18 protein-coding genes and 1 tRNA gene are annotated in these 14,586 nt (G+C 69.1%); 4 read left to right on the plus strand and 15 right to left on the minus strand.

The window, feature by feature from the left end:
* Positions 1–91 precede the first annotated feature (91 nt).
* Positions 92–1,171 carry a tyrosine-type recombinase/integrase gene (locus tag AB0L65_RS56075; protein WP_364264736.1) on the minus strand — a complete coding sequence of 360 codons (1,080 nt, stop codon included), beginning with the start codon at positions 1,169–1,171 and terminating at the stop codon, positions 92–94.
* A gap of 752 nt (positions 1,172–1,923) precedes the next feature.
* Here AB0L65_RS56075 and AB0L65_RS56080 point away from each other — a divergent pair.
* The gene (locus AB0L65_RS56080; RefSeq protein ID WP_364264738.1) at positions 1,924–2,697 is read left to right on the plus strand and encodes an ADP-dependent glucokinase/phosphofructokinase; all 774 of its coding nucleotides are present in this window, start codon (positions 1,924–1,926) and stop codon (positions 2,695–2,697) included.
* Positions 2,698–2,719: 22 nt separating this feature from the next.
* Here AB0L65_RS56080 and AB0L65_RS56085 read toward each other — a convergent pair whose 3' ends face one another.
* The 10 genes from AB0L65_RS56085 to AB0L65_RS56130 form a co-directional block, all read right to left on the minus strand.
* Positions 2,720–3,178 carry a rhodanese-like domain-containing protein gene (locus tag AB0L65_RS56085; protein ID WP_319713232.1) on the minus strand — a complete coding sequence of 153 codons (459 nt, stop codon included), beginning with the start codon at positions 3,176–3,178 and terminating at the stop codon, positions 2,720–2,722.
* Between the two features lie 117 nt (positions 3,179–3,295).
* Positions 3,296–3,784, minus strand: coding sequence for a hypothetical protein (locus tag AB0L65_RS56090; protein ID WP_364264740.1), 489 nt, complete (start codon positions 3,782–3,784; stop codon positions 3,296–3,298).
* Entirely contained in the window at positions 3,778–4,368 is a 591-nt protein-coding gene (locus AB0L65_RS56095; protein WP_350738643.1) for a hypothetical protein, read from the minus strand. Before AB0L65_RS56095 ends, AB0L65_RS56090 begins: the two co-directional genes overlap by 7 nt.
* 91 nt (positions 4,369–4,459) lie before the next feature.
* Positions 4,460–4,807 carry a hypothetical protein gene (locus AB0L65_RS56100; protein ID WP_319713235.1) on the minus strand — a complete coding sequence of 116 codons (348 nt, stop codon included), beginning with the start codon at positions 4,805–4,807 and terminating at the stop codon, positions 4,460–4,462.
* The gene (locus AB0L65_RS56105) at positions 4,804–5,355 is read right to left on the minus strand and encodes a hypothetical protein (protein ID WP_364264742.1); all 552 of its coding nucleotides are present in this window, start codon (positions 5,353–5,355) and stop codon (positions 4,804–4,806) included. Before AB0L65_RS56105 ends, AB0L65_RS56100 begins: the two co-directional genes overlap by 4 nt.
* The gene (locus AB0L65_RS56110) at positions 5,352–5,882 is read right to left on the minus strand and encodes a MauE/DoxX family redox-associated membrane protein (protein ID WP_364264744.1); all 531 of its coding nucleotides are present in this window, start codon (positions 5,880–5,882) and stop codon (positions 5,352–5,354) included. The genes AB0L65_RS56105 and AB0L65_RS56110 overlap by 4 nt, the downstream gene beginning before the upstream one ends.
* Positions 5,882–6,316 carry a hypothetical protein gene (locus AB0L65_RS56115; protein WP_355208305.1) on the minus strand — a complete coding sequence of 145 codons (435 nt, stop codon included), beginning with the start codon at positions 6,314–6,316 and terminating at the stop codon, positions 5,882–5,884. Before AB0L65_RS56115 ends, AB0L65_RS56110 begins: the two co-directional genes overlap by 1 nt.
* 222 nt (positions 6,317–6,538) lie before the next feature.
* Positions 6,539–8,314 carry a selenocysteine-specific translation elongation factor gene (gene selB / locus AB0L65_RS56120; RefSeq protein WP_364264746.1) on the minus strand — a complete coding sequence of 592 codons (1,776 nt, stop codon included), beginning with the start codon at positions 8,312–8,314 and terminating at the stop codon, positions 6,539–6,541.
* Complete coding sequence (selA, locus tag AB0L65_RS56125; RefSeq protein ID WP_364264748.1) at positions 8,305–9,567, minus strand: L-seryl-tRNA(Sec) selenium transferase; 1,263 nt, start codon at positions 9,565–9,567, stop codon at positions 8,305–8,307. Before selA ends, selB begins: the two co-directional genes overlap by 10 nt.
* 44 nt (positions 9,568–9,611) lie before the next feature.
* Positions 9,612–9,705, minus strand: a tRNA-Sec gene (locus AB0L65_RS56130).
* 18 nt (positions 9,706–9,723) lie between these two features.
* On the opposite strand from AB0L65_RS56130, the gene selD reads away from it, so the two are divergent.
* The 3 genes from selD to AB0L65_RS56145 are packed head-to-tail and all read left to right on the plus strand — an operon-like array spanning position 9,724 to position 11,971.
* The gene (gene selD, locus AB0L65_RS56135; RefSeq protein WP_364264750.1) at positions 9,724–10,725 is read left to right on the plus strand and encodes a selenide, water dikinase SelD; all 1,002 of its coding nucleotides are present in this window, start codon (positions 9,724–9,726) and stop codon (positions 10,723–10,725) included.
* A 17-nt stretch (positions 10,726–10,742) separates the two neighbouring features.
* The gene (locus AB0L65_RS56140; protein WP_364264752.1) at positions 10,743–11,312 is read left to right on the plus strand and encodes a hypothetical protein; all 570 of its coding nucleotides are present in this window, start codon (positions 10,743–10,745) and stop codon (positions 11,310–11,312) included.
* Positions 11,243–11,971 (plus strand): hypothetical protein, encoded by a 729-nt coding sequence (locus tag AB0L65_RS56145; protein WP_364264754.1) that lies wholly within the window; start codon positions 11,243–11,245, stop codon positions 11,969–11,971. Before AB0L65_RS56140 ends, AB0L65_RS56145 begins: the two co-directional genes overlap by 70 nt.
* Before the next feature lie 189 nt (positions 11,972–12,160).
* Here AB0L65_RS56145 and AB0L65_RS56150 read toward each other — a convergent pair whose 3' ends face one another.
* The 4 genes from AB0L65_RS56150 to AB0L65_RS56165 form a co-directional block, all read right to left on the minus strand.
* Positions 12,161–12,286 (minus strand): hypothetical protein, encoded by a 126-nt coding sequence (locus AB0L65_RS56150; RefSeq protein ID WP_364264756.1) that lies wholly within the window; start codon positions 12,284–12,286, stop codon positions 12,161–12,163.
* 431 nt (positions 12,287–12,717) lie between these two features.
* On the minus strand, positions 12,718–13,275 hold the full coding sequence (locus tag AB0L65_RS56155; RefSeq protein WP_364264758.1) for a hypothetical protein: 558 nt from the start codon (positions 13,273–13,275) through the stop codon (positions 12,718–12,720).
* A gap of 22 nt (positions 13,276–13,297) precedes the next feature.
* A complete protein-coding gene (locus AB0L65_RS56160) occupies positions 13,298–13,669 on the minus strand; it encodes a hypothetical protein (protein ID WP_364264760.1) in 372 nt (123 codons plus the stop codon).
* 77 nt (positions 13,670–13,746) lie between these two features.
* Positions 13,747–14,463 (minus strand): integrase core domain-containing protein, encoded by a 717-nt coding sequence (locus tag AB0L65_RS56165; protein ID WP_364264762.1) that lies wholly within the window; start codon positions 14,461–14,463, stop codon positions 13,747–13,749.
* Between the last annotated feature and the right edge of the window lie 123 nt (positions 14,464–14,586).

The following is a 14,586-nucleotide window of genomic DNA, read 5'->3' on the forward strand; positions in this document are numbered from 1 at the left end:
AAGTCCCACCCGCCCTACTCACCAACCTGCGGCGTTACGCGGATCCGTAGCCGCGTCATCTGATCGTGAGTCACGGTGAGCCACATGTGAGTCACGTCCCAGCCCGCTCCTTGCCGATCTTCCGGTTGGTCGCCCGCACCGCCTTCAGCACCAGCCGCGCGGTCGCCTTGGCGCTGTCGTGATACAGCTGCGGCAGCACCGAGACGTAGGTGTCGACGGTCAGCACAATGCTGGCATGCCCCAGCGTGCCCTGCACCACCTTCAACTCCGTGCCCGACTCCAGCGCCAACGTCGCAGCTCCGTGCCGCAGGTCGTGTAGCCGTACCGGCGGCAGCCCGCTCGCGGTCACCAGCTTGTGGAAGCGGTGCGTGAGGTAGCTCGGCTGCACCGGCGCTCCGCTGTCCAGGGTGAAGATCGGGCTGATCGGTGACCACCGCTCCCCCGGCAGCCGACGCTGCACACGCTCGTGCCGCCGCAGCAGCCGGACCTTCTCCGGATCGAGTGCCAACGTTCGCCGACTGGCCGCGCTCTTCGGCTCGCACAAGACCAGCCCCTCGTCGGTGTGCACCAGCTGATGGGCGATGGTGAGCTCGCGCCGCTCCAGATCGACGTCCACCCACCGCAACCCGGCCACCTCCCCGCGCCGCAGCCCACGCAAGGCCACCAGCCACCACAGCACAAACAACGAGTCCTCCCGCGCGAACCGCAGGAAGGCAGCCAGCTGCTCGACCGTCCACACCGCCACCGGCAGACGCTCTCCCGCGCGCCGCCAGACCGCCTCCCGACGAGCCGTCCACACCACCGGATGCATCCGCACCGGCGATGGCAACCGGACGCCCTGCGCCGGATTGCCCGCGATCAGGTCCTCACGCACCGCGTGGTTCAGCGCCGCCCGCAACGTCGCCCGGATCCGCTCCAAAGTCGATGCGCTGATCGGCTCGCCGTACCGATTCCGCCGCCGCCCCAGCGCCACGAACATCCGCGTCACGTCCCGCCGCGACAACTCCACCAGCCTAATTCTGCCCAGATACGGGACCAGATGCAGCCGTACGTGATCCCGGTAGGCCCGGTGCGTGGTCGGCCGCAACCGCGACTCCACCACCGACAACCAGTACCGCAACCACTGCCCCACCGTGCACCCAGCAGAGAGCGGCCCATCCGCCTCCGCCATCAGCAGTTCACCGCCCGCACACCGCGCCGCCTCCGCGCTTGCGAACCCACCACGCCGAACCCGCTCCCGCCGACCCGACGCCCCCACAGCCTGGACCGCGAAATACCAGCTCCCATGCCCCGCGTCGGCCAACCGGCGACAGCGACCACCCAGCCGCCTACCACTCGCCCCATCGCTACACCCGCACCGCTTGTAAACCACGCAGCTCCCGCGTTCGTTCTCCACCATCGTTTCGCCTCCTGCGTCGCCAAAGAAGCAACGTACGAGCGGGGCAACAACAGAACCAAGCATGAGGAAGAACTAGTCAAGAAGAGGACCCTTGGAGCAGTCATCAAGACTGTCACTTCAGCTTCAGGTGGTTGAAGATCGTCCTCGATCGCAAGCAGGCGCTCTTACCTGCTCCATCCTGAATAGGCGATGCGGCGACGACCGCGCGGCTTGGAGCGGCAGGCTTTGATCAACGCATGCCTGCGCCTCGCAGCGATTGCCGACGCCGAAGAACGCACCCGCCGCACCGTCTCCAACTTGGCCGCCGCTTCCGGAACCCGACCGACGACGTGCACGCCGCCGGCGCCAAGCCGGCCGGTGTCAGTTCCCTGTAGGCCTGCAGCGGCAAGCGCACGCGCTGCCAGACGCACAGGCCGCTTGAGACGACATGAAGGCCGCCACGCGATGGCCGTTCTCATGCCACAATGCCACATCTGCTGACCAGGTAAAACTCGTACCAGGACACCCTTTATCCGCACCTGATCGTGCAGTACGACCAGGGCATGCGGGTTCGGGCAGGTGACATCCACATCCGTGCGCCGTTTCCGAACAGATTGATCTACGTCAACGACCCGGACAACGAGTCCATGCTGCTGAGTGATGAGCTGGGCTCGTTGCTCGGCGACGCACGGGTCTTCCTGATCTCGGGCTTCAACGCGATACGGGACCGGCGAACACTCGACCGGCGTCTTTCCGCGCTGAGAAGCCACATGCGGCAACTGCCGGCCGAGGCGGTCGTCTACTACGAGGATGCCGGCTTCCACGAGCCGGGCCTCAGCCAACGGGTCCGCGACGCGCTTCTGGAAGTCATCGACGTTTACGGGCTGAACGAAGACGAGATGCAGTCGCACCTGGGCTACGCCGTCAACCTGCTTTCCGTGACGGAGGTGGCACGTGCCCTCGAATCGCTGCAGGCCCTGATTCCCGTGGAGACCCTGGTGGTGCACACCAAGTACTGGTCGGCGGCATTCGGGGAGCGAGCCGGTGAGTACGCGGAGCCACTGAACGAGGGCATCGTGATCGCCAGCACCCGCTACTACCACGGCGATGAGTACATGAACCACCAGTACGAACTCATGCAGAACCGGCCGAGGCGAACGGAGGCGGTGGAGTTCGCCGCAGCTCTGGAACGCCGAATGGGCGAGGTTGTTCGTTGCCTGCCCGGCATCGAGCTTGACGTCGCCGCGCCCACGACCATCGGGCTCGGCGACGCGTTCGTCGGCGGTTTCCTCGCCGCGCTCTCCCGGGCGCGCCCGTGATCCACGTGCGGGGCGTTGGCGATCACCTACCCGCGTGCTCGGCGGACGTCAGCCTCGCGTCGATGCCGGGTTCGCCCGGACCTCGCGGCCGGGCAGGGGCGGCGAGCCGGCTGACCTGGAGCCCGGCGGCGGTCCACGCCTGGAAGCCGCCGATCACGTCGGTGGCGTTCGCCAGCCCGATCTGCCTGAGGGACGAGGCGGCGAGGCTGGAGGAGTATCCCTCGTCGCACAGGATGATCCAGCGGATGTCCGCCGAAATGGCCTCGGGGATCCGGGCGTCGCAGCGCGGATCGAGCCGCCACTCCAGATGGTTGCGTTCGATCACGATGGCGCCGGGCACCTCGCCGCCGCTGCGGCGCTGGAATTCCGGCCGGGTGTCCACGATGAGGCCTGTGCCACGGCTCGCCGCGGCGCAGGCCTCGGCAGGAGATAGGCGGCGCAGCCCGGTACGCGCCCGAGCCAGTAGCGTGTCGATGCTCACGAGACTCCAGGGGTGGGATCTGGGCGGAGACGGTCGCCATCCGCGTGATGGACGGCATCAGCGAGGACCTCAGGCGCGAGGGCGTCACCCTCGTTCCCCGAGAGCCCTCGAGGGATGTCAGATCTTGACGATGATCTCCGCGCGGCCCTTCTCCGACGTGGCCGTGATCTTCCAGCAGCCGCGTGAGGGGAAGCGGACGCCCATCGGCAGCGGCCCCGGCAGTCCTTCCGACGTGGGGCTGAGCGTGGCTTCTCCCTTGGCGCTCGTCCCGACCGCCGTGACCGTCACGGACGGCGGCTTGTCGCTGGATGTCCATAGCGGGCGTTTGGCGTAGAACCCGTTGCCGGCCGGTTCCACAGAAGCGCCCCAGGTGGCGTCGTCCGGCGCGATGAACCAGATATCGGATTCGCCCACGGCCCGTTCGATGCCGTCGTCCAGGAGCTCCCGCGGAACCTCCTTCGCCGCGCGGATGGTGTCGTCACACACCGCCGGTGCCTCTCTTTCGGCGTCGGGCCGGGCCGCGGCACCGCACCCGCCGCCGCACAGAACGGCGACGGCCACGGATGCCGCGACCCGGATGATCGACCGGAAACTTCGTGTCACCATGTCCAGGCCGTCCACAGGGGCAGGGCCAGCATGACGACGATTCCGAGCATCTGCGCACCTCGAACGTTGGTCCACATGCGCTGACTGCGCATGAGCCCCGTGCTGGTCGGGTCGCCGAGGCTGACGGAAAGGATCAGCGGTATCGCGAAGGCCAGGCCGTAGACCGCGCCCAGCCATGGAGGCGCCGCTCCCGTCAGGGCCGCAAGCAGCAGGACCCACGACGTGAACGAGACCCGGTAGGTCGTACCGATGATGCCCGTGTCCCCGCCCCACAGCAACGGTGTCACCCACCAGGTGTCCGTCGTGTGCGCCAGTTCCTTGGCCGTCTGACGACGCAGGCCCAAGGACATGCGTCCCCGCGCGGCCGCGACGATGTCGACCACCAGCCCGGCCACACTCGCGACGCCCAGGATGACGGTGACCGCGAAGGTGGAAAGCACACCGGAGACCAGCTGACCCAACTGCGACAGGACGAACACCGTCAGAGTCGCGGTCGAGACATGCGCGGCGGTGAGGATGAGGATGAACGACCGGGCTCGTTGCCGGCCGAGTTCAGAATCCCCTTGCACGAAGGGGCGGATCACTCCGATGAATGACTGGCCTCAAGGACTGTACAGCTGGGCGAAGCCCGCCACAGCCGCGAGGGAGAGAACCCAGTAGGTCAGCATGCCGGGGTCAGTAGTACCAGATGGAGCAGTAGTACGAGCCGGACCAGCACGAGGAGGACGTGGTGCACTCGCCGCAGTACACCGTGCGGTTGCTGCCGTCCTTGCAGGTCCAGTAGGTGCGGTTGTATCCGGACGGGCAGTACCAGCGGGGCCGGTCCACCGGGTACGGGCACCACCGGCTCGTCGCCAGCGCGCAGCACGGCGAGCCGAGCGGGTCGGCCTTGGCCTCCTTCGGCTGGAGGAGGGTGGCCAACCCGGCGATGATGGCGCCGGCGGCCGTGTAGATTCCGGCGCGGCGTAGCGGGTCCTTGAGCGTGCGGATGGTCTCCGGCTCGGCGTTCTGCATGGTGGTCATGCCACTCCTGCTTGTCTCTCAGGGACGGTGACGATTTCTGGCGCGGCCAGGAGCGCTTCGAGTTGCCGGAACGACGGGATGGTCTGGGCGGACACGGCCCTCCCGTCCTGGAACACGACGGCCGAGGGCGCCACCATGATGTCGAGCGCGGTGGCGATCTTGGCTTCCTCGTCGACGATGACCCGGTCGGCGGGCATCCTCGCCGCGACCAGCCACGTCTCGGCGTCCTCGTGCGAACGTGCTTCGATGACGAGCCGCACGCCGTGCGGCACCTCGCCGCGGAGCCGTTTGGCGATGGTCTGGCAGGTGGAGCACATCGTTGACAGGATCAGCACGATCAGGCGCTCGTGCCCGTCGAACTCGGCCGGCAGCCCGGCCGCGGACGGCGGCGTCGCCAGTCCCTCGGGAAGGGCGATCGCCTCGGGGGTGTCGTTCAGCCCCAGTTCGGAGCGCACCACTTCGAGTGTGCGGTACTGGTCGACCAGCGCCAGGACGCAGATCAACACGACGATGGTGAGAATGCACACGGCTATGGTGAGTGCGATCACGAAATGTCCTTGTTGACGACAGCCCGGGTGAACACGCGGTTCTCCCGGGCGAGGGGGAAGCCTCGCAGCCCGGCCAGGACGGCGAGGCCCAGTGCCAGGGCTGCCAGAGTCCACAATCCCTGCTCGGCGCGCAGCCCGCTCTGGTCCACCAGCACCAGCACGGCCAGGGCGCCCCACAGGGGCAGGTACGCGATCTGCCTGACGCCCAGCGGCCGCGAAGAACGGCCCAGGCAGGCGCACCCGATGTTCTTGCCGCCGAGCAGCGCGATGGCGCCCGCGCCCGCGAAGGAAAGCCCGAGAACGCCCACCATGAAAGCGGTGAGCATGGGCCATGGCATTGCTGCCAGCATCATCGCGGTCGCGATTTCCAGTAACGGCACGGCGTACGCCAGTACACCTTTCCCGGGAACCGCAAGAGCGGCCAGGGTAAGGCGGAAGTCGCGTGGTTCGGCGAGTTTTCGGGTTCCGGCGTAGAGGAGGAGAGTGGCCGCGGCGAACCGGACCAGGAGGGAGAGAAGTTCCGGCATCAGTCGGTGCTGGGCGATCTGACGTCGAGCACCTGAGCGTCCGGCAGTGTCGTGCCCATGAGCGCGACGAGGACGGAGCTCTGTCCCGCGGCGCTGAGCTGCTGTGAAGGGGCGGCCTTGACGCCGTTGAGGCTCACGACGCCCTTGCTGTCGCGGCTCGGCGTACCCGTGGTCCATGCGCACAGGGGCAGGGCCACGAGCCCCAGCTCGGAGACCCGGTCGGTGACGGTGACGAGGTCCCCGACGCGCGGCAGCACGCCCTCGGGAAACCCGGTGTAGGAGACGCTCTTGAAGGTACGGCCGTCGCGCTCGGCCACGGCGGTGACCGTGCCGGACGCGATTTCGGTCACTCTGGCGGTCTCTTCGACCGTCGTGGCCGACGCGAGCGCCTCGCTCGCCAGAGCCCCGGCGGCCACTGTGGAGACCGTCGCCACGGTGCCGGTTCTGAGAAGGTTTCGTCTGGACAGGAAACGTCGCTGCTCACCTGACATAAGGCCTCCGCCGTAAACGAAACATCACCGGGCATTTCACGGGATATCCGGAAATTTGGGTACGCCGCCCGGCGCGCGAATTCAGTGTGAGCCGCCTTGATCATGGCTGTCAATATGGTGTCCAAAAAGTCTGACAGCCGACCGAAAGCCCCGTTCCCGGCGCCCTCAGCGCGGGCGATCGTCCGTACGTGCCGGAGGCTTCGCCGAGCCGTGACGGGCCTGAAAGATCCGCAGGTCGTCGCTGATGCGCCGGGTGACGCCTCGCGCGTCGAGGTGCTCGAGGAGGGCGAGGGCGACGCGGCGGCTGGTCGCCAGGGCGAGCCGCGCGTCCCTGACGGTGAACGGCGAGGCGAGCCGCGCCAGCGTGTCAGCGGCCCGGTCCAGCGCATCGGGCAGGAGCACGACGTTCTTCCCGACCGAGGTCAGGGCGCCGGAGCGGATCGCCGCTGCCAGCGCCTTGCCGGTGAGGCCGAGCTCGGCGAGCCGCTCGGGTGTCGGGGCGTCGAACGGCTGCTCGCCGAGGTGGGCGGTCACTTCGGCCACCGCCTTGACGACGGGCGCGGGCAAGGTGCCGCCGGCCGACACCACGCGGCCCGACCGGATGGCCAGCGGCGGCGCGACCAGCGCTTCCGCGAGCCTGCGGTCCGGCAGCCCGAGCACCTGCGCGGCGGCCTCCAGCGTGATCCCCGGATCGAGCGGGGGCCGGCGCGCGACGTGGTCGGCGAGGCGGCGCCGCAGGGCCGACCAGTGCTCGGGGTCGGCGAACCAGTCACCGGTCACGGGCTCGCCGATCGGCGGGCAGCCCATCGCGGCCAGCTCGGCCCCCGACAGCACGCCATGCCAGCGCAACAGGGCGACGAAGTCGGGCAGGCCGGCCTCGCCGAGCTCGGCGGCCCGCGCGGCGGCGGCCCCCCGGCGCCGCAGCGGAGCCGGGCGCACGTCCAGCACGTGCACGCCGGCGATGATCTCGCGCAGTCCCGGTTCGCGGAGCAAGGCGCGATCGCCCGTCCTGAGCGGCAGGGCCCGGTCGAACGTGAGCCGGGCCGTGCCGGCCCCCAGCGCCCGGACGTGGACGGGCACGGCCGCCGATCCGACATGCAGGGTGGCCGCACCGCGCCGGCCCGCGTCCGGCGCCAGCCGGACGTCGGCGACCTGAGTCCGCAGCCAGGCGTCAGGCGTCACCAGCGCCATGCCGCGGGACAGGTCCGCACGGTCGACGCCGCGGAGGTTCACGGCGACCCGCGCGGTCGCGTGGACCACGTCCGTCTCCTGGTTGAGCGTCTGCAGCCCGCGGACTCTGACCCGGTGGCCGTCGACCTCCAGTTCGTCGCCGGTGCGGAGAGTCCCCTGAGTGAGAGTGCCGGTGACGACGGTCCCCGCGCCCTTGACGGTGAACACCCGGTCGATCCACAGCCGGACCGCCCCCTCGACGTCCGGGCCGGGAAGCCCGGCGACGAGTTCGGCCAGGGCCCCCTCCAGTTCGGGAAGGCCCTCGCCGGTCAGCCCGCTCACTGTCACGATCTCGGCCCCCGCCAGCCCGGTGCCGTCGAGGCGCTCCCGTGCCTGCCGTACCGCGGGCGTGGGGTCGGCCAGGTCGCAGCGGGTGACGACGACGAGGCCGTGCCGCACGCCCAGGGCGTCGAGCGCGGCCAGGTGCTCGGCGGACTGAGCCTGCCAGCCGCCGTCGGCGGCGACGACGAACATCACCGCCGGGACCGGCCCCACCCCGGCCAGCATGTTGGTGACGAACCGCTCATGCCCCGGTACATCGACGAACGCGATCCGCTCACCCCCGGGCAGCGTCCTCCAGGCGAACCCGAGGTCGATCGTCATGCCGCGGCGCCGTTCCTCCGCCCAGCGGTCGGACTCCATCCCTGTCAGCGCCCTGACCAGCGTCGACTTCCCATGGTCGATGTGGCCGGCGGTGGCGATCACATGCACGCGCGCTCCACGGCCGCGGCGATGATCTCGTCCTGGCCGGGGTCGACCGTGCGCAGGTCGAGGATCAGCCGCCCGCCGGTGACCCGGCCCACCACAGGGGGGTGGCCGGTGCGCAGCCGCACGGCGAGTTTCCCGTCCACGGCGACGCCCGCGCTGGGCAGTTCCACTCCCGGAGCGCCACCACCGCCGACCCTGGCGACGGTCTCGACCGCTTCCGCGCGGTCGCCCAGGCGCGCGGCCAGCCGCCGCGCGCGCTCGGCGAGCTCTTCGGCGGGTACGTGCAGCGCGACCTGCACCGGCGGGCGCGGGCCGCGCAGCGTGGCCTCCAGCGCGGCGAGGGTGAGCTTGTCCACCCGCAGCGCCCGGGCGAGGGGGTGGCGGCGCAGCCGGTCCACCAGTGCCGCGTCGCCCAGCAGCAGACCCGCCTGCGGGCCGCCCAGCAGCTTGTCGCCGCTGGCAGTGACCAGCGCGGCTCCCGCGCGCAGGGTGCCGGCGGCGTCCGGCTCGCCGGGCAGCAGCGGCTCTGCTCGCAGGAGCCCCGAGCCGATGTCGGCGACCACCGGCGGGCCTGCCGTGGCCAGCTCCGCGACGGACACCTCCGAGGTGAAGCCCTCGATGCGGAAGTTGGACGGGTGCACCTTGAGGATGAAGCCGGTCTCCGGACCGCAGGCGTCCAGATAGTCCCGCAGGGACGTCCGGTTGGTGGCGCCGACCTCGCGTAACCTGGCGCCGGTCGACTGGAGGAGCTCGGGGATGCGGAAGCCGTCGCCGATCTCCACCAGCTCGCCGCGGCTGATGACGATCTCCTTGCCCTGGGCCAGGGCGGTCGCGGTCAGCACGAGCGCCGCCGCGTTGTTGTTGACCACATGGACCGCCGCCGCCTCCGGGACCGCCGCCGCCAGCGCCGCCAGCGCCGTGCGGCCCCGTCGCGCCCGCCCGCCCTCGGCCAGGTCGAACTCCACGTCGGCGTAGTCGGCGGCGGCCCCGATCGCCGCCACCGCGGCACGGGACAACGGCGCCCGGCCCAGGTTGGTGTGCACGATCACGCCGGTGGCGTTGATGACGGAGCCGATGCCACTGGCCGTCGCCGGCAGCAGCGTCAGCACCGCGTCAACCGCCTCGTCCGGCTTGAGGACGCTCTCGCGAACACGCTGCTGCGCCGTCCGCACCGCGGCCTTGACCAGGTCGCGACCGAGTGCCTCCTGGGCGGCGACGAGCCGCGGGTCGGACAGCATGCTGTCGGTTCGCGGCACGCGACTGCGTAGATCCACTGACGGCTTCCCCCGCTGCTCGATGAGCGGAGGCGGACGGGAATCGAACCCGCCGCGCTGAGATCCTCAACGCCACTGGTTTTGAAGACCAGGAGGGCCACCAGGCACCTAAACGCCTCCAGAGGTGATCATAGTTTCATGACAGAGTTCAGACTGACGCAGTACGGCACCGGCGGTGGTTGTAGCTGCAAGATACCCCCCAACGAGCTGGAGACGCTGGTGGCAGGGTTCGCCCGCACCGGCTCCGGCGGATCCCCGGCGGGGGACTTACTCGTGGGCATCGACCACGGGGACGACGCGGCCGTGGTCCAGGTGCCGGGTGACGCGTACGCCATGGTGGCGACAACCGACTTCTTCCCTCCTGTCGTCGACGACGCTTACGACTTCGGCCGGATCGCCGCCACCAACGCGCTGTCCGACGTGTACGCCGTCGGCGGCGAGCCGGTCATGGCGCTCAACCTGCTCGGCTGGCCTCGCGGGGTCCTGCCCCTCGAACTGGCCCGCGAGGTGCTGCGCGGCGGCTTCGCCGTCACCCAGGCCGCCGACTGCCATCTCGCGGGAGGTCACAGCATCGACGACCCGCACCCCAAGTACGGTCTCGCCGTCACCGGCCGCGCCCACCCCGACCGCCTGCTGCGCGTGGACGCCGGCGCGCCGGGTGTCCCGCTCACCCTCACGAAGCCGCTCGGCGTCGGAGTGCTGAACACCCGGCACAAGGCCACCGGTGAGGTGTTCGCCGAGGCGGTCGCCGTGATGACGACGCTCAACCGTGACGCCGCCCGCGCGGCCGTGGCGTCGGGGGCGCGCTGCGCCACCGACGTCACCGGCTTCGGCCTGCTGGGCCACCTGTACAAGCTCGCCCGCGCGAGCGGGGTCACCGCCGTCATCGACAGCGGCGCGATACCGTACGTCGCGGGCGCCCGTGAGGCCGTCCGTGACGGATACGTCAGCGGCGGCTCCCGCAGGAACCTGGACTGGGTGGCGCCCCACTGCGACTTCGGTGATGTTCCAGAAGACGAACGCCTGCTGCTGGCCGATGCGCAGACCTCGGGCGGGCTGCTCGTCGCCGGAGAGATCCCGGGCCACCCGATCATCGGCGAGCTCGTTCCCCGCGCCGAGTCGGTGCTGATCGTGAAATAGACCGGTCCTCCGGGGCGGTGCCGCGGCGTCAGGTCGGACGGCCGAAGCCGGATCGAGCCGGTCGCGCCGGCCTGGCCTTCGCCCGCGAGCAGCGCACCGACCTCGACCTCGGCAGGAAACACACCTTGGAGGGTGTGGGCCACCTGACGACGCTCCGCCGCCTGCGGATCTCGCGCCGCAAGGACATCACGGTCCTGGACGAGCTCGCCGCCCTCGGCGACCTCGTCCATCTCGATCTCGACCAATGCCCTGAGATCTCCGACCTGGCCCCGATCGCCGGCCTCACCGAGCTGACCACACTCAACCTGGCCGGCTGCCGCACAGTCACCGACCTCGCCCCGCTCAAGGCTCTCACCGGCCTCGAAAGGCTCGATCTGTCCAGGACCGGCACCAGTCATCTCGCCGACCTAACGGAACTCGCCGCTCTCACCGAACTGAACGTCTCTCGATGCGTCCGTCTGGAAGACCTCGAAGGGCTCGGCGATAAACCGGCCCTGACTACCCTGAAGATCGAGGGATGCGCCTGGCTCACCTCACGTCCCTGCGGGGCCTCGGCACGCTTCCCGGGATCACCCGCCTCAGCCTGACGGGCTGCGACAAGCTGACCGACCTACGAGGGATCGCCGGCCTCACCGGGCTGGAAGGGCTGGTGATCTCCGGGTGCGCCGGCCTCGCCTCGCTCGAAGGCGTCGAACAGCTGCCGTCGCTCCGGTGGGTCTCGATCGTCGACAGCCCCGAGGTGCGCGATCTCTCGCCTCTGTCCGCCGTGCCCGCGCTGCGTAAGCTCCTCCTCTCCGGGCAACCTGTCACCGACGCCTCCTCACTCCCTCGCTCGGCATCGCTGAACGAGCTCACCATCCGCCACCGTGACATCCTGGACAACCTCGACGGGCTTGGCGACCTGCCCGCACTGTCCGATCTGTGGTTGGACGGATGCGGCGGGCTGCGCACGCCAGGAACCGGCCACGATCTCCCGTCGCTGCGCCGGCTGACCCTGTGGGGCAGCCCCGCGCTGGAAGACCTCGGCGGCATAGCCGACCTCCCGGCACTCACCAAGCTGTCGTTGTTGAGACTCCCGGACGACCTCGACCCCGCAGGCCTGCGCGGCCGAGCACCGTTCAAGGAGATCGGCACCCATCGCGACCACGATCCCCGATGGCAGGCCGCCATCTCGCAGGCGCTCGGCAAGAAGGTGCGGATGGTCAACGGCTGGCTCGAAGTCCTGGACGAACCACTGGATGCTTGACGCCGACCGGCCCTCACGCCGCATCGCCCGCATCCCCGCCGCAGCCCGGCTGTCCATCAGCCTGGCGGCAGACGAGGCCCAGGCCCCGGAAGAAGCGGAGACCGGTGCCGCGTTCGTCTATCCCACCTGCGACGACAGGCGCCCTCGGGCTCAGAGGCAGCGGTGGCTGGCTGCTGAAAGCTCCCCGTGTCAGCAGGTGACTCTGATCTCGTTGGAGAACTTGAACACGGCATCGTCGCTGAGTTTCCGCATCACGTGCCTGCGCCAGGTGTGCTTGCCCGTGCCCTTGTAAAAGTAGGAGATCGGTACATCCACGCCGCTTCCGCCCACCGTCGACGCGCTGGCTGACACCCCGCCCTCCCGAGTGCGCCGCGAAGTGGACCAATTGCGTCGGCACACAGCCCTGCCCGCCACCCTCGACGACCTCGCCCGCGGCAACCAGCGCGCCATCACCGGCCTGGCCGGCCTGGCCGTCCGCTACTGCCAGACCGCCTTCGCCCCCCATCGCGCCACGATGGAGCACGCACTGGGCCGTTCGGATGTTGGAGCACGTGCCGAGCACGGCGCCCGTCATCTATACGTAGTGCCGGAGTGTTTGGGGTACAGGTTTCCTTGTGTGGCACCACCGGCAATGATCACATTAGGGCGTGCTCGGTGCGTGCTCGTCCGCCCCGTCACACGCCGTCAGGACCCGGCACCGCCTGACACGCGAAGTACGCTGAGGTGGGACGAACCATCATCCAAGGTCACTGCGCGACACTAAAAGATCTTGCTTCTAATCCGACGATCGCAGGTTCGAATCCTGCAGGGCGCGCTATCGAGACCAGCTCTAACACCGCCTGAGCTGGTCTTTTGCTTGGGTACGGCTCCCACCCCACATGCAGCCGTAGGCCGCCGAGAGCCCCTGTGCGTCGGTGGTCGCGGGATATACGCAGGATGAAAGGGGCGGTCCATTCATTGCTGAGCTCAAGGATCAGGAAGTCGGCACCCTTGCCTATGGGTAGCGTGCCCTCCGCTATCCCCTGCGCCACATCCTGGGCGACCGCCCAGGGCTCGCGCTGGAGGTCGATGGACGGGAAGCCGCTCTCCGCCAGCATCTGGCGGACCAGCGGCTCAACTTCCTCCATGGCTCCGATGGACAACGTGTAGCCGGCAAGCTCCCAAACCGTAGGCGTATCCAGACCGGCTTCGATGAGCTCACAGGCCGGCCATCCGGCATCCGTTATGGTTCCCGAGAGCCGACCCCGAAGGAGATCACCTCTGAGGTCGGTCAGACGTTCTCTGAGCTCAGCCGGGAGATCCACCGGGCCAGTATCCCGCGATCGATCATTCAAGAGCCAGCGCACCCTCTATCCGCTGGTTGGCCACGTCGCGTTGCCCGTCAATGCACTTGGCGTAGACCCTGAGCATGACGTCCAGTCCGTGGCCGGCCCGCTCCGCCGCTTCTGGTGCGTGGACCCCGGCATTCAGCCACAGCGAGACGGCCGCGTGCCGCAGATCGTAGGGCCTGCCCGCCAGGGGAGAGGCGGCCTGGTCGGGGGTGAGCGCGTAGGTTCGGGCCTCTTTCCAGATCTTGGCGTAGGCCGAGCCGGAGATCACGCCGTCCGTCCTGGTCCGGAAGAGCCGTCCGTCTCTGGCTGTGCCGTGCGTGTCGAGGTGCGCCCAGAGGATGGCCACCAGTTCGGGCGGGATCGGCACTGGGCGCGTGGTCTTCGCGTCCCGGTGCTTCAGACCGTGTGCCGCTCGAATATTAAGCTACGTGGCTTGAGCTGCGGTTATGCGGCGTGGTGGTATTCGTTGATCGTGCCTGCGACGACGGGTTTTCGGTGGATGGATCGTAGGTCGTTGAGGTCGGTCACGTCGCGGGCGGGCTGCGTTGAGGTCTCCGGGGGACGTTGTTGTCGGGACTGGTGCGGTCGGTGCCCGTTGTAGGGGATCACGTATTCGTGGAGCGCACGGGCCAGGTGGCGTTCGTTGAGGATCAGGATGCGGTCCGGGAGTTCGCGGCGCAGGGTGCCGATGACGCGATCGCAGATGGCGTTCATCCTCGGCGTCTGCGGCATGGTGGTGACGATCCGTAGCCCTTCGGCTGTGAAGACCTCCCGGAAGGAGTAGGTGAAGAGCGGGTCCCGATCGTGGATCACGAATCGAAGCCCGGCGATACGGTCACCCAGGTCCATGACCAGGTTGCGGGCTTGCTGCGTGGTCCATGCTCCGGTCGGGTGTGCGGTTACTCCGGCCAGGTGCAGTCGGTTGAGTACGGTCTCGGTGCGAGTAGGGGCGTCGTCGCACCACAGTTGGAGTACGTGGCCGCGCGGTGCCACGTACGAGCCGAGCATCCTGAGGGAGAAGGTGCCCTTGTCTCGGGTCTCGCCCGCGCGGCCGGAGTGACGGGAAGGTGGGAGAGTGAGCCGGAAGCTGTAGTGGTCGACCCAAGTAGTTAATTGCCTGTGTTGTTCTTCTCGCTGGGCAATAAACAGGCGCGACGACATAGAAATTCGAAACGGCTCTGACCTGCTCGCATGATCCTTGATGCCGTTGAGAAAATCGATCGCCGCGCTTGCCGCGAGCAGCCGTTAAGGCCGGGGAGCGAATGCCTCGATTTCTACGCGAAC

Source organism: Nonomuraea sp. NPDC052116 (assembly GCF_040680035.1).
In the GTDB taxonomy this organism is placed as follows: Bacteria; Actinomycetota; Actinomycetes; order Streptosporangiales; family Streptosporangiaceae; genus Nonomuraea; species Nonomuraea angiospora_A.